Annotated in this window: 6 protein-coding genes; 5 read left to right on the top strand and 1 reads right to left on the bottom strand. The window is 43.7% G+C overall.

What is annotated here, in order from left to right:
• Positions 1-21 precede the first annotated feature (21 nt).
• The 5 genes from GA520_RS18710 to GA520_RS18690 all read left to right on the top strand — a co-directional run bounded on the left by GA520_RS18710 (position 22) and on the right by GA520_RS18690 (position 12,560).
• The gene (locus tag GA520_RS18710) at positions 22-5,415 is read left to right on the top strand and encodes an ATP-binding protein (protein ID WP_163338763.1); all 5,394 of its coding nucleotides are present in this window, start codon (positions 22-24) and stop codon (positions 5,413-5,415) included.
• Positions 5,408-6,256 (top strand): DUF4007 family protein, encoded by an 849-nt coding sequence (locus GA520_RS18705; RefSeq protein ID WP_163338762.1) that lies wholly within the window; start codon positions 5,408-5,410, stop codon positions 6,254-6,256. Before GA520_RS18710 ends, GA520_RS18705 begins: the two co-directional genes overlap by 8 nt.
• Positions 6,257-6,276: 20 nt before the next feature.
• A complete protein-coding gene (locus GA520_RS18700; protein ID WP_163338761.1) occupies positions 6,277-10,542 on the top strand; it encodes a hypothetical protein in 4,266 nt (1,421 codons plus the stop codon).
• A gap of 118 nt (positions 10,543-10,660) precedes the next feature.
• Positions 10,661-11,485, top strand: coding sequence for a metallophosphoesterase (locus GA520_RS18695; protein ID WP_163338760.1), 825 nt, complete (start codon positions 10,661-10,663; stop codon positions 11,483-11,485).
• A 13-nt stretch (positions 11,486-11,498) separates the two neighbouring features.
• A complete protein-coding gene (locus tag GA520_RS18690; RefSeq protein ID WP_163338759.1) occupies positions 11,499-12,560 on the top strand; it encodes a virulence RhuM family protein in 1,062 nt (353 codons plus the stop codon).
• A 377-nt stretch (positions 12,561-12,937) separates the two neighbouring features.
• Here the strand turns inward: GA520_RS18690 and GA520_RS18685 are convergent, their stop codons facing one another.
• Positions 12,938-16,027 carry a conjugal transfer protein TraG N-terminal domain-containing protein gene (locus tag GA520_RS18685; protein WP_163338758.1) on the bottom strand — a complete coding sequence of 1,030 codons (3,090 nt, stop codon included), beginning with the start codon at positions 16,025-16,027 and terminating at the stop codon, positions 12,938-12,940.
• Between the last annotated feature and the right edge of the window lie 2 nt (positions 16,028-16,029).

Here is a 16,029-nt window from a genome sequence, read left to right as displayed (position 1 = left end):
AACTTTTTAAGGATATAGGCGATGAAGCTTTTTGCCAGAACGTTAACAGATTTTCTCATCAAAGAGATCCGTCCCATGATAATGGGGCAGAGCGGAGGAAAAGAGCTACGGTTGTTCCTTTCTTCGCAACCTCCCCAAGTGATTCATCGGGTAGCAAATGCAGTTTCTGAATTCTTACGTGATCATCCAGCACAGATTCAATTTGAATTCAAGGTTGGCACGGCATTGTGGCAAAGTTGGCAAGAAAATTCCGCTAATCATAATACTGGTGCATATCTTCAGAAAGTTGATTCGAGTGGCTGGGTCGACAAAGAAGATAAACTCACCCACTACCGGAACATGAAATGGGAGGCTGGTTCTGGATATGACTACTTGGTCATTATTCTAGTTGGAGTTGACCTCGCTCGGGATCAAGCAAGTTTACATGATTTTTTTAGGGTTGATTCAAAAGTTATCTGGGAGAGTGGGTTGAAAAAAACTTTTGAACCATGGGTTAGGCTGTTGTACCAGGAACAGCAGGAGCCGGTTTTCGCCCAGGATGAGCAGATTGAAGAAGCAGGCGAGCTTCTCAAAGTGTTGCATAAAAATGGGGCTGGAGACTTATTGAGGGTTTCTGACTTTTTGGAACAGCTTGATGTGAGCGGTTTACCTGATGGTAATGAGGCTTTGATGTCCATGTATGGAGGATTGGGTTTTTGGGATCTCCCTTTACTCCAAGAAATGTCGTTTCGCTCCCGTAAGCGTTGGGTAGACTATGTAAAAGATGCAGGGGCATTTTTTACATATCAGAATTTTTTAAAAAGCTCGGAGCGTAAAAAAGTTTTAGGCAAAATTGAGCTGTTTCAAGAAAAGTTCGATGCTGGAGAAGAAGATTACCCTCTGGAGGTTGGTGAATTTGCAGATGTTCAAGATCTTCTAAGCTGTTTACGAGAGTATGTGGGTCACAACCAGACAAATGCCCGGAATCGGTTGCTCAAAACCGATTTCGCACTGGTGCGTGATTTGATACTGAAAGTACGAAAGAAGGGGCCTAAAAAACCACCTCGCCCGCCTGCAATGACAAAGATTGATGCTCACCCTTTAGGAGCAGTATTAAATGCTCTTTGGATGGTGTTGACTGATTTTAAAAAGGGCTGTACCCAAACCAATATAGGGCCTGCTAAGGCTTTAAAAAAGATTCATATTGAAGGTAAGAAGTTTCTCCATGACCTAGATGACCAAGATGATGGTCGGGATCTTATAAACGGTTGCCTCGGAGGACTGGATGCGTTTCTGGAAAAAAATCTTACAATCGAAGTAGAAGGTGATTCTGAAGGTGAAAAACAAAATATACCGATTGAGAGCAAATTATTGCCAGATTACCTCAATCATTTGCAGTTAGGGCGTGCAGGTGCAGGGAGCCCTGGTTTCCAGTTTGAAATTGTATTTCAGGCAGAAGATGATGAATTGAGTGTTAGGCGAAAGTTTCAATGGCAATTGCCAGCGACACAACCCTACAGAACTTTGTGGAATTTAAGCAAGGAAGTTCGAAGGCAAATGCCAGAACAAGGCGCTTGTTTGCCTGTTATCACTGTACCGTTTTATGATGAAATATTTTTAGCTTCTGATGAGGAAGAAGCTAATCGAATTCTGCAGCTTGGCTTTAAAAAATTACAGGTAGAGAATCTTTTTGTTCATCAGCAAATTAATCCTGATGATGAAGCTTTATTAAAATTGGATTTAGGTGAGTTGTCTCACTGTTTTGGAGTTTTCTTAAAGTCGTTAGAGCAAGATGGATATTTTGCTGCATTGGAAAAACCATGGGAAGAATATAGCCGCTCTTATTCCAGAGTTTTAACTCTTTTGGCTAGGGACGGCCAGGTCGGCCCTAAAAATCAATTTGCCCCTTTGGTGTACAAGGCTTTTTCAATAATTGATGCCGCCCATTCAAAGACTCCCTTTGCACAGTTTTTGCCATCTGCAGTCTTGACTGGGTTACACCCTACTCTTCTAGAAATGCTTAGAAATCGTGAGACATTTCTCGTCCATGGATTTTTAGAGAAATCGCAAAGAATTTTAAATGATACAAGTGGATTAAAGATTACCTTACAGCAATGGGAGAGTGTCTGCGACCTGGCCGACATTAAATATCCATTATTTGGTCTAGTAGCAGATGACAGTAAACGGCTTGATAGTACTGTCAAATCACTTGGCCTGATCCATTGTGTTGGTTCACCTGTCCAGGATTCGGCACCATTGTCGGCCAAAATTTTACTGCGATCTGATGAAAATGATGATGAGATGTCTGATTCGTCATTGTTTAGAGAAAGCAGGGAGTCTCGCGTTGTTAAACGTCTACTGGAGGAATATGTTGATGTTTATCCACATGCTCGAGACGGGATTTCACTTGCTGTAGTCAATCCAGAGAACATTCAAACAATTATTTCTGGAATTGATGCGTTTTTAAAAGAACGGCTTAGTGGAGATGATAACTTGATATCTCCTCCTTATCATTTTTCCTTGGTTCTGTTGACCCTGGATAGTGGGCAGCAAGAGGCTGCAAGACATTTGCAAGAATGGAGGAAGCGTTGGGAGGTTGTCAATGAACCTTCTTCAAAATTCGGTTATTACCATAATTGTCGGTTGTCTATTGCTCATAGAGTTGCGAGTAACGTCAATCAAGGGATTGATGATTATTTAAAGCTAGCTAGTCGTGATGATTTTGATGCAGACATAACAATGCTTATCAATTTCATAACTGTTGGGAATATGGGCAATGATGTTGAGCGAACCGACAGTTTCCAGGTTGATTTAGATCACCCGTTGAAATTTCCTATTGTGGAAATGCCGCGTTGCAGTGATGAGCATCCTTCACAGCTGTATGTACGTGCCAAAGTTGTTAGTAATAGAAGGTTTCGTCTAGCTACTTTGCACTCAGAACTTGGGGTGTATTTTAAACACCCTGAATACCCTATGGGTAGAGAGTATATTGTAATCAGTAAGGGGGACTATGAACGTTGGAGTAGTTTGATTGACAAGTTGCATGAACAATCAGCCTGGGTATTTTGCCTGGACTCGGCTATGGATGAGAGGCTGGCTGCCGGTCTTGATGGTGTGGGTCGAAAACGTGAAATAATTGGTTTTTCTTCAGGTCTAGGGTTTAGGGGGGAGCTGAACTACACCATTTCTACAGAACGTTCAACATTAGCAGAAATTGAAAAAGAAATTGCTGGGCAGGTGAGTAGACTTTGCGGGATAAAGGAGCAGAATGTTTTAGAGCAGAGTGCTCATCGTCTTGTCGCTAAGGCGAGAGAGCTTTCCGGGCTATCTCTGGTCAGGGCTACAGGGCCGGGCGAACGACATATTCGAGAATTGATTGCGGCAACACTTGTCCGTATCTCTTTGCCTGAGGTATCTGGTGAAGGGTTGTGTCTTTGTGATGAGCTTGTTTCTTTAGATGCCTTTATTCACTGGTTTGAAAGCGCGAGTAGTTCTAATCGTCCTGATCTCTTGCGAGTTGTCGCCTTTCTTCAAGGTGACGGAACTGTGGTAGTGTATACCCATATGATCGAATGCAAGTTAGCACTGAAAAATTCTGCTCATCTTGAAAAGGCGCGGTTACAACTCTATAGCGGCTTGCAGCATTTAATGACAGTTTTTCAGCCAAGCTGTGACGGAAGTGGTAGTGGCGTCTTTGATCAACGCTATTGGTGGGCGCAGCTTCAACGTTTGATTGCCAGTAAAAGTCGCGTACCTTCTGATCAACAGCAAAATGTTACTCACGCTTTAGAATTGCTAGGGGAAGGGAAGTTTAAAATTTGTTGGCGAGCTATGGCCGTTGCATTTTGGACGGATAGTCTCACAGCCCATTATGAGTATGTGAGAAGCTGGGATTTCCCCTTTGAAGAGCGTCAATTGACCATTGATGTGATTAGTGCAGGTGCAGGAATTATCGTTCCCCTTTGTAGCGCTTCGGATGAGCGGATTCCCTGCTCTAGTGATCCTTTATGTTTTCCTGATGAAAAGTCTTGTGACGAGAAATGTCCAACAGAAGATGGTGCCAGAGTATGTATGGTTGCATCTACCCAGAAGGATGACTTGTCTGAAAACCGCTCTACTGAGAGCACAGGTTCATCAACAGAAGAGATGAATAGTGACTCAGAACTATTATCTGGCGATGAATCAATGGAGGAGGATTCAACAGAACATGTGGAACCAGCATTCCCAGACATGAAGATTGATTCCGACACTATTCAAGAACGTCAGGATACTGAAGGAAAAAGGGAGGAAACGATAGAGATCCCTGATCGCATTACTCTAGGTACAACTCTTGGTGGAGTAAAGAAAGAGATTTGCTGGGAATTTGGACATCCAAAACTTACCAATAGGCATTTTTTGATTTTTGGGAAATCTGGAGTCGGAAAGACCTATGCGATTCAAGCCATTCTCATGGAGCTTGCTCGGGCTAAGCAGAATTCGGTGATCGTTGATTATACTAGTGGCTTCTTAAAGAATCATCTTGAGGAAGAATTCAAAGATATTGTTAATCCCACAGGGCATATTGTTAAGCAATCTCCTCTACCAATAAATCCATTCAAGCAGCAGCGGATTATGATCGAGGACTTTGAGGATATTGAGGATCCTTTTTCAGTAGCTGGGAGAATAACGAGTGTTTTCACCTCAGTTTATTCCTCTTTTGGGGAGCAACAGAAAGCTTTGCTTCACAGAGTGTTGGAGCATGGGGTTGAATCTTATGGAGACGGGTATGATTTTGGGCGCCTCCTTGAAGACCTTGAGGAAGAAGGCAGCGCAACTGCGGTTACAGTAGCGAATAAACTGACCCCGTTGGGAAGGGCTAAGATTTTTTCAGGGCATGAAGGAGACAGTTGGCAACAGATATATTCAGATCAAAGCTCTAAAGTAAACGTTCTTCAACTTGCAGGATTGTCCCGAGAATTGGCTAATATGGCGACGGAGTTTATCTTATGGGATTTATACGATTTTGCGAGAAGTCAGGGCGCTGAGGAAAGGCCTTTACCTATTGTTCTTGATGAAATACAAAATCTGGATCATCGACTGGATTCACCGCTGGCTAAAATACTTACGGAAGGCCGTAAATTTGGTTTGTCCGCAATATTGGCAACACAGACATTGAGTAATTTGCCCCAGGAGGCCCGGGATCGTCTATTCATGGCTACGCATAAGCTTTTTTTCAAGCCTGCAGAGACTGAAATGAAAGAATATTCTACCATATTAGCCAATGCAACAGGTGATAAATTAGATGTCTGGAAAGAGAGACTCATGAAACTTGGCAAAGGAGAATGCTATTCATTTGGTCCTACTTTGAATACTAAAACACAATCGATTGAAGAAAAGCCGTTCCCTATCCAAATCACCTCGCTCCCTGACAGGCTAAGGGAGATAATTAATGATTGATAATATAGAAAATGACAGGTTGTCTGTTTCCTTCCATCAAACTTTTATCCCAGAGCGCTTATATATAACGGCCTTTCTTCGTTATGTAGCTGGAGGTGGCGGGGGAGCAGACCAACAAATATCTGAGCAGACAGGAATTCCGGTTGGCAAGTCATCAGGAAAAGTTCCGGCTATTATTCGTTACTGCAGTGGCATGGGTCTGATCACAGTTTCTGGCACGATTAAGGTTGAAGAGCGGGAATTTGATCTTACTCCGTTTGGTCGATGTGTGTTGCTAGAAGACCCTAACTTCAGTGAAGCCCTCACACAATGGCTTGTTCATTTCCATCTTTGTCGCAGCAGTGGTGGGGCTGAAATTTGGTTTCAGTGTTTTGCTAAAGGCCACTCTGTTTTAGGGATGGATTTTTCGGAAGATGAATTAAACACCCACCTTGCAAATATTTTCGGTAAAAAAAAACGTTCTTTGATTGGTCCTTTAATTCGTTCTTATGAAGAAACCGCCTCTTTAAAAGTGGCTGGTGTTCTACACAGAGAAAACGGAAGAATAATACGAAACCCTGCTCCTTTGCTGTCAGGTTTCCGCAATGGTTACAGTGGGTTTCTTCTTTCCTTATGGGATCAACATTTCCCAGGTGAGTTTCAAATAACTGCGAATGATTTTGAGCAGAAAACCTATTTGCAGCAGATAGCTGGCTGGGATTTACGGCAATATGAAATAGCACTAGAGATGTCGGAGGCTGCAGGTGCTGTTCGAATTGACAAGCAAATGAGGCCTTGGGTTTTAAGCCGATCTTCTGAAACAAATAATTTTTGGCCAATTCTTTTTGATGAACTAGCCTAGACCGGAAAGAGGGAGAAGAAGTGAAAACTATTGCAGATCTTGTAGAGTTCCGACGTGATTTGTTTTTTGATGGTGCTGTTCAAATTAATTGGTTTGAAAATGATCCTTCCAAAAGAGACAAGGCTGCTACTAATTTTGTCTTTCATGGTCCGAAATATCATGGAGTGTCTGCTGCTGACATTGAAGAGAGTCGAGGCTATCGACTAACTGATACCGTATCGTTTGTTAAAAATATTACAGAAGAACTAGGCTCCAAGAAAGGCAAAGAAAATCCCATCACTCTCGCTATAGCGGGCTATGGAACGGGTAAATCTCACCTAGGCCTTACCTTGTCCACCCTTTTTTCTGAACCAACAGGGCCTGTTGCCGATGGAATCCTTGCCAACATCAAAAATGCAGATTCTGTCATAGGAAGTGACATTGAACTGAGGTTAGGAGCCTACGAGGCACCTATCCTTGTCATTCCTATCAATGGAATGGGGAATTTTGATTTGGCTGCAGAGTTGAGCAGACAGGTGATAATTCGGTTAAATGCTTATGGACTTGATACAACCCCAATCGATGAGCTTTGGCCTCGCTTTCAGCAGGCTTATCTTTTTGTTGAAAGAAACTATGAGTTGCGACAAGCTGATTTCGATAGATTTTTTGGATCAGATTGCAAAAAAGAAACGATTCTTCACAAGTTAACCACCCATGAAGACCTCGCTTTTCAATGGGTTAATGAAGTTTTTGAACAAGCCAATGGGTATCCTATCCGTGCAGTAGGCCAGGAGTCACCCCAACAGCTCATTCAGACGCTTTGCGATTCTTATTGTGGTCCTGGTCAGCCTTTTCAAAGCATACTGATTCTTTTTGATGAATTTGGTCGATATCTCGAATTTGCGGCAGAGCATCCTCATATTGCAGGGGATGCGGCCTTGCAGCAAATATTTGAGGGAGTTCAAGACAATTCTGACAAGTGTACCCTACTATGTCTTAATCAGTATGAATTAAAGGTATATCTGTCTCGTATAACTAGGGAGCGCCAATCAACGATACAGCGATATATAACGCGCTATGATTCCGCTAAGAAATACTACCTCTCTAGTAACATTGAGACCCTTTTTGCCCATCTAATAAAAAAACGAGATCCTAAATTTATTTCTGCCTATCTTGCTGATTCTCGTGTCCAAAATTTGGTTGATATCCAGAAGTGGTTTCCTTTTGCTGAACAGCAAAGTGTGTGGCAGGATACTGCATTATACGAACAAGTAGTTGTTCAGGGGTGTTGGCCCTTGCATCCTCTTGCAACACTGTTTTTAAGTCGTTCTTCCGGATTTCTTCAGCAGCGCTCAGCAATTACCTTTGTGGCAGAAGCTTTTGATAGGGCAGAGGGGCGAACCTTGGGGCTTGACGAAGTACCATGGTCAATTTCTGCAACGGACCTTTGTGATTCGCTGCTTGTAAAAGAGCTTATTATTTCAGAAGAGTATGGTCAAGGGGGGGCACTAGCGCAATCATACGAGACCGTCACGCAAAAATATGAGCATGATTTTTCCAAAACTCACCGGCATGCTTTACTCGCTGTATTGATAGCAGGAAAACTAGGACTTAAGGTCAGTTCTCAGCAGGAGGCACTGACAGCATTGGTAGCCTTGATAGGCTGCACTTCAAAACAACTGGAGAACGCTGTCACAGAACTTGAAGATGAATATGGCGTACTTGAGTGGAATGAACGTTTTCTCCGCTATGAAATTATCGGTGATGCAGTCCCCCGAAGTACATTTATTAAATTTCTAAAACATAAAATATCTGGAATTACTCCAGAGCAAATAGAGGAGCTATTTGTTTCCCGTGGTAAGGCATGGGCTGGACTAGACGATATTGAGCCTCAGTTTGCAGCAGAAAATAATATTACAACCTCTGAATGGAAGTACTTTGCAAGTTGTACTCACCTTGGATTTTTGGCCCAGACGATAAAAAATAGTGTGGACGATTGTTTAAAAGCAATTAAGCCTGACGATTTGCGTGGTCAGGTCGTTTATTGTTATGTGCGCGGAGATGAACAATTAGCAAATGCTAAGCGACAAGCAGAAGAGGTGCTTGAGACAAATATTAAGCGGGCAAAATGTGGTTATTTGCCAATTCTAATTATTTTTCTCCAGGATTGTGAAAATAAGATCGGCCGTATATTGGCGGAGTATTCAGTATTGTCAGGGCCTATTTCATCTGATGAAAAACAGAAATTCTCACATTTTATTAATGATCACAAAAGTAAATCTCTGGAAGAACTGAAACAAGCCTGCGACAACTTGCTGAAAGCACGAGAATATATTGGGGTAGCGGGTATCACTATAGAAAAAACTCGATTGACCAGAGCAGGTGATTCAATTTTTAGACAAGTTTACCCTGAAATTGTCCCATTCCCTTTTGATGGTTTTACCACAACTCGGGGTAACGCTGTTGCAGTTAAAGACTGCAGACTCATTACAGCTGAACTATTGAAGGGAACACTAAATCATGAATGGATAGCCACTCAGGAGCCTCGGGCTCAAAATCGTGCAAAAAATCTGTTGAGAACTTGGGAGAGCCTTGGGGAGGATGGTGAAATACGGTTACACCCAAGGCATCAGGGTATTCGAAAAGTTATCATCTCATTAGAAGAAAAACTTGAGGTCGAGAAAATCCTTAATGTGGGTACGTTATTGCAGGACTTAATGGCCCCGCCGCTTGGGTTTAATATTGCATCTGCTGGACTTGTTCTGGGTATTTTTTTAACCCCAAGAAAAGACGTGGCAGTGCTTGCTTTGGATGAAGAGGATATCGCGCTTGGCACCTGGATTGGCAAAGCTTTTACCGGTAATTTTCTCGATCTGAAAATACTTAAGAGAACCATTGTCCGTTATGTTTCCGGCTCTGAAACTGGAGCATGGCAGAAGCTTCTATCGCAATGGGACCTTGCTGGATCATATACGGGGAAAGTCTCTTTTATGGCAAAGGCTCAGCAATTACGGGACAGGATGCCACTTCCCCCAGGAGAATTATATGAACGCTATCTTCGCCTTGAAGAGCAAACCCATAAAGCTCTGAAAAAGTTAAATGAACTGAAGTCGTTTTTAGAGAAGGAGTCACTATTTTTTGAACAATCTTTCTATAAACAAGACGCCGGTAACCTGAGTCGAATCGCTAATGATTTGCTGCAGCGTCTTGAAAACATGAAACGCGAAACAGCTTTATGGACTGAAGATCAACGTCTTGAAGTTGAACGAGCCTATACCGAGGCAAGGCAAGCAGCATCGCAATTTTTTAATGAATGGCTTACGCAGCAAAGTTGCCTTTCCTCAAAGCAGGTAGGTAGCTTTCGCCACAAAATGGTCGAAAAAATAGGTAAGAATTTTCAAAAAATTGGGCTTCGACAAAAAACACAAAAAATAGAAGAATACACAACCAAAATAATTGCCCAAATAGAGGAACGGGAAAAAATCAAATTCATCGTTGAAGATTCACGAGCATTTTTACAAAGTCATCCCGTGCATGCTGAGTGCAGAGTTGCCGAGCTGAGACAATTGATACGTGGAGCCGAAGGGCTTATTGAACCACTCAATGAAGCTGGTAGGCAGATAGAGGTACCGGAGGTAGGTAGGACATTAAATAAGATAGATAAATACATTAAAGAGTGCAGAACACAAATCAAGCAGCATGGGAAACGGGTACAGGAGTTGTGGGATGTTTCAATTCTGTCCAAAGAAGATGTTAATGCAACTCAGCGGGAAGTAGACCTGCTGTTAACCTTGTTTTCGGGAGATAAACCCGAAAATATTGAAGAGCTCGAGACTATGCAGAAGCAACTGCAAGAGTTTGATGATAATTTATCGTTATGGATGGATTTAGGTGTCTCCAATGCCGAGCTCGAAGCCAGTGTCGCTAAAAGAATAGATTTTGAAATGGCGAATCAGGATGATGAAGATGAGTTGGCATGGGACCCTGAGGAGACATATAGAAATATATTGAAATCTTTACTAGAGGAAAGAAATCAGGCTGCTACTAGATGGCTTTCACAGTTAGCTTTCTCCAAAAACGACATAGTAACAATGGACGCCAGAGAATGTCAGGTAGCTATGGGGAGGCTAGAGACAACACCTGTCTATTTAAGTAGCGATCAAAATATTCTTGTTGATGATATGCAAGTAGCGATTAGAGATCGACTAAATAGCCTGAAGCTTGAAGGTGTACTAGAAATGTACAATAATTTATCAGAATCTTTGCAAATGCAATTCATTGAAATTATTTTTGCTGGTAAAAAATAAATTGCAGCCGATTTGATGATTTTGGTAATACTGTATGCTGCCCCTGAAATACTGGAGCATTACACGAAAAATCAGTTTTCAGAAGCTGTTTTAATTTTTTTAAATAGAAAAGACTATCATGACGTCGACAAAACGGAAAATTTTACATTGTGGTTGGCTGACTGATATTCATTTGGAATTTTTAACAAATAAAGAAGCAGCTGCATTTGTTGAAAGCCTGGCTTATAAAGGGCTTGGTTGCCTTTGGATAACCGGGGATATTTCTACAGCACATCAGATTGAAGATCATCTTCAATTGTTTGAGAAACTCTATAAAACACCTGTTTATTTTGTCCTCGGTAATCATGATTATTATGGTGGGGATATAGAATCGGTTCGTTCAATTGTTAAAAAGAAATGTCAGAGATCGAAATGGCTCCATTGGCTGCCCAGCTCTGGCATTGTTCCTTTGAATAACGATACCTGCTTGATTGGCCATGATGGGTGGTCAGATGGCAGGCTTGGAAATTATAAAGACTCGAAGGTATTGCTCAACGATTACCTGAAGATTCAAGATTTTGTGCAGGCTGGTGGTGTTGGTCGCCTGGCTCTGTTGAATCGTTTGGGAGATCAAGCTGCCTCGTACATTCGGGGAAGACTTCTCGTCGCTCTGGAGCAATATAGCCACATTATAATTTTGACCCATGTTCCTCCATTCATTGAAGCCTGTTGGCATGAAGGTGAAATATCAACAGATGATTGGTTGCCTCATTTCTCCTGCCAAGCCATGGGTGATGTTTTGAAAGGTAGTATGAGAACTGCACATGATAAGCAGATGACAGTTTTCTGTGGACATACTCATAGCTTTGGAGAATGTCAGATATTACCAAACCTCCTGGTGAAAACAGGGGAAGCGAAATATGGTGCGCCAAAAATTCAAGAAATTTTTAAAATATCATATTGATACATGAAAGGGCATGGCTGGTAGAATAAATAAAGAACACGGGAAATCCACCCAAAACGAGTCATCCATTGTCCGATCTTCGGCTGCTGAATATCTAACTTTTATTGCGGCGAGTGGTGAGGGTGGTGTCGAGGCAATTTATGCGGATGAAAATATCTGGCTGACCCAGAAAATGATGGGGGTGCTTTATGACGTAGATGTTCGGACGGTTAATTATCATTTGAAAAAGATCTTCAGTGACAGCGAGTTAGAGGAAAATTCAGTTATCCGAAATTTTCGGATAACTGCCGCTGATGGCAAAAACTACAACACCAAGCATTACAATCTCTCTGCCATTATCGCAGTTGGTTACAAAGTCAACTCCGAACGTGCTGTTCAGTTCCGGAAGTGGGCGACAAAGATTATCCAGGAATTCACCGTGAAAGGCTTTACCATGGATGATGAGCGTCTCAAGAGTGACGGCTCTATCCTTGGTAGTAAGTATTTTGAAGAGCAGTTGGAGCGCATTCGGGAAATACGCCTGAGTGAACGTAAGTTTTACCAAAAGATCACTGATATCTATGCAACCTCTATTGATTATGACATAACAGCGAAAGCCACAAAGCGTTTCTTTGCGACCGTTCAGAACAAACTGCACTGGGCTATTCATGGACAAACTGCAGCGGAAGTTATCGTGGAGCGTGCGGATCATGAAAAGGATAACATGGGGTTAACCACTTGGAAGGATGCTCCTGATGGGAAGATTCAAAAGTTCGATGTCAGTATCGCCAAAAATTACCTAACTGAAGGCGAAATGGCACAATTGCGCCGACTGGTTGCTGCCTATTTGGATGTCGCTGAGGATATGGCCTTGCGACAAATTCCAATGACAATGCAGGATTGGGAAGCACGCCTTAATCGCTTTATTGAGGCAACAGACCGGGAAATTTTACGAGATGCCGGGAAGGTTACTGCAGAAATAGCCAAAGCCCACGCGGAGAGTGAATTTGAAAAGTACCGGATTGTTCAGGATCGTCTTTTTGAGAGCGATTTTGATCGGGTTATTAAGCAACTGAAGCAGAAGGGGGAGGAGTAGGTCTATTCAGGTGAGCTTGACATTTTATCACGATGTTGTAAGGATTTATAAAGGGATGAACCCAACAAACGACTACCACCTTTTTAGAAAGACAAAGCTATGACCCTTGAATACGCTATATGTCCCCATTGCGGTTGCCGTTGTGAAGATGACGAATACTGCGCTGCATGCGGGAAGCTGTTTCATGAGGATACGGTTCCAGCACGTAAAGTCTCTTTTTGGGAAATTGTGGGGAGTGGTATCCGATCCTTTTCTAAATCTATTCGGCCTGCTGAAAAAGGTGAGTTTGAAATCGAAGAAGATTTAGAATTTGACTCAAGTTGGTCTTGTCTTTCATCAAACGTTCATAATAGAAATAGGTAGTTAAATCATATTAACTATTTCTTGCCCCCGATTGTACTCGGCGCATTTTTGGGAACGGGTCCTGGAGGAGGTGTTTCTCCCACTCTTTGTACCGTCCCTGTATAATCGAAATATCCATCCTTTGTAGGTCTATCTCCCTGACTATCGACAAGACCATCAAATACTTTTCCGACACCTTCTTTTGCCATTCCAGTTGGAGTTGTTCGTATCCTTCCATCACCTGTTTCCTCGTTGCGAGCAATGTTTCTTAGATGATCTGCTTTATCTACTGCAGGGGTTGAGTCTGGCTCGCGTAAACCTTTCTGATCAGGTGGAACCAGATTATTTGTTGTGACCCCAGACGATTCTTTCCTTGCCGCATTGGTTGTATGGTCTATAGCTCCTCTCAATATTGCATCGTCATGAGTCCGGTTGCCCATTGCATCCATAGCACTGATTACCTTTCCGCTGGTAGTACCCCAGCCATAGCCATTACCGCTGACAAATCCTTCAACCATTTTGTTCAATGCCTGAGGATTGCTTTGCGCCATGTGTGCTAAATTTCCTACTGCCTTTCTAATGCTTGCAGGATTTTCATCTCCAAACTGATTCGTTGCATAATCGCGGACAAAAGCAGTTTGCATATTGGTCCCGTAGGATTGCGTTGCCGCCTCAACTCGTCGTGCATCTTCAAGAAAGGAGTAACTTTCAGTAGCACCAATCTGCTTTGAGATATCTGTTAGGTAATCCAGGCCTTGGGAACCTGAAAAAGTTTCCTGTATGGACTCTGCTCGTATCCTTGCCTGATCTCGGGCAAAGGCTTGGGCTGTTTGTTCGGAAACGTTAAAGCTTACTGTTTCCCCATCATTACCCATGACAGTAATCTGCGCGTTTCCGCCTGCTCCGGCTGATAGGCCAAGACCTATTTTTCCACCAGCATTAAGCATTGACGACAATTGTGTGCGTGAATACTGATCCATCGAATGTACAAAACTCGACGAGTCATTGAACGATCTTTGCCAGTTCGACCTCATGGAATTATCAAGCCGTTCACTGTAGCTCTGGGCGCTGGTACTGGTAAGGCTATCCCTCTGCAGTTGCCGGGTCATCATATTCCAGTTGGAAGAACCGCCAAGACTGTTTGAAGCTGAGCCAATAAGCTGGTTTTGCAGAGACTGCCCGATGCTGATTGGATTCATGCCATTAACCTGAGCGTAGGTGAGGGTTTGATTGCCATTACCATCGACATCATATTTTGCGGTGCCAGCAGGCATGGTATCTACTGCCTGGCCAGTACCACCAGTACCTGTGGTTATTGTGGTTGTGGATCCATCTGCATTGACTGATTCACCTTTCATCCTGGAGGCATTCCCATCAGTTCCAGTTGTGACACTGATAACACCAGCGTTTGTACCTGCGGATCGGCCAGCGGAGGTTTCAGCCTGGGCATATTCCGCTGCAGTCGTTCCCTGTGGAAGATGACCGGTGTCCTGAAGGGAATTCCTGGTGTTCATGGCGGCATGATATCCGCCAACATTTGAATGCATCTTGTATGCACCGGCGGCAGCCATATTGGTAAACCGGTGTTCCTGCATTCCTTCAAGCAAACCTGCAATTCTGGTCTGTTCGGCGAGGGCTGAGGCGTTGCCTTCCGGTGTAATTAGTGCTCCAGCCTGGGCACCAGCACCTCGTGCGATAGAGCCGAGGTTTGTGGCGAAATGAGCGAGGGCCGAACCTCCGAATCGAACCAGCATCATGGAAAAGATACTGGCCAACATGATCCCCGCTGAGCGGATTACCCCAAACATGGCCATCATTTTGAGTGACATGTTGGGAAAGGATGCCATGGCATATACTCCTAGGTTTGACTGTCGAACATCCTCGAAGGCGTAAGCAGCATAGTCCATGGCTGCACCGTGGATAACGGCATCGGTTACTCCCCAGGTGGTGAGAAATACGAAAAACCCAAACATAACTGATGCAGCTCTACCAATAACCGGTGTGGGCAGGAACAGGGCGAGAAAGGGGAGGGTACCGACCGCAATAGCTGTCATAATTGCACGGATAATGGGAATCCACTCATTCATTGTGATGCCGATTCCCATGCCGGTGGCTACGATCTTTCTGTCCGACTCCATCAGGACTGAGGTCTCGTAATCATCCTGGTAGTAGAAGTTATAAAGAATTTCGGCAATCTGTCGCTGTTGAATGAGTCGCTCCGGGGTGTAGGAATTTCCCGTAACATGGAGCATGGTGGTTGAGATGAGGGATTGGCACCTCAGCATTTCCGTGGTGCTGTTCGGGTCAAAATGGGCTTTGGCGCAGGCGCGTTGAATGGCCTCGTCATAGTTGGTGGGGTTTGAGTAGATTGGCTGCAGCTGTGTCCACGCCTGGGTGCAGGTCATGGTTTGTCCTTCAGGGTTTGTGCTGTCGTAATAGACTGTATAGATGGCCGGGTTCTGTGCGCCTGCGAGCTCAGTCAGAAAATCGGTAGAGCTGTTTCGCATGGTATCCAGGGATATTGTGGAGCCAGGCCGTAGCAGTTCGAAGGTCACGCAGTCCTTGATGTAACGGATCATTGAAGTCCGGGCATGGTTATCTTTGGGGCTTGACCCCCTTATGGCCTCCAGGACCTTAAATCCCTTTCCACCGGCTGTATCCAGATAGTGGGCGTTGGGGGCAGAAGCTGTGTCGATAATATCGACCAGACCTTTTTCCAGTTTGTTGAGAGTGCCTGCTGTGGCAACGATAGCGTCCGGGACGTTTGGGACAATCTGGAATCGGTTGAGGACCGGATCGTAGACCGTGATGTTGCCGGTGGGGATAAACAGGGCAATATAGACCACCATTCCAGCCAGTACAGGGACAGGCCAGGTAAGGCTGATCCTGCCACCCACTGTGGCTTTGGCGATCATTCCTACAGCGGCGGCCACTATGCCTAAAACAGTGACGACGACAAGTAGTCCTTTATAACCGCTATCACCGAAAATAAGTGCAACCTTGGCGAAGGCCTGTACAACAGGGTTAAAACCACCGTAGGTATAAAACTCCATATCTATTGCCATCGCCGGAGCGGCAGCAAATACCAACAGGCCGGTGAGTAATAAAGGGTAGATTTTTTTCATGA

Origin of the sequence: Desulfopila sp. IMCC35008 (assembly GCF_010646885.2) — a bacterium.
GTDB lineage: Bacteria > Desulfobacterota > Desulfobulbia > Desulfobulbales > Desulfocapsaceae > Desulfopila.
This window is presented reverse-complemented; position numbering and strand designations above follow the sequence as displayed.

Bases quoted from the DNA above. Each gene is read 5' to 3' on its own strand.
- GA520_RS18690 (WP_163338759.1), top strand. From the start codon at position 11,499: ATGGCTGGTAGAATAAATAAAGAACACGGGAAATCCACCCAAAACGAG.
- GA520_RS18685 (WP_163338758.1), bottom strand. From the start codon at position 16,027: ATGAAAAAAATCTACCCTTTATTACTCACCGGCCTGTTGGTATTTGCT.
- GA520_RS18695 (WP_163338760.1), top strand. From the start codon at position 10,661: ATGACGTCGACAAAACGGAAAATTTTACATTGTGGTTGGCTGACTGAT.
- GA520_RS18710 (WP_163338763.1), top strand. From the start codon at position 22: ATGAAGCTTTTTGCCAGAACGTTAACAGATTTTCTCATCAAAGAGATC.
- GA520_RS18705 (WP_163338762.1), top strand. From the start codon at position 5,408: ATGATTGATAATATAGAAAATGACAGGTTGTCTGTTTCCTTCCATCAA.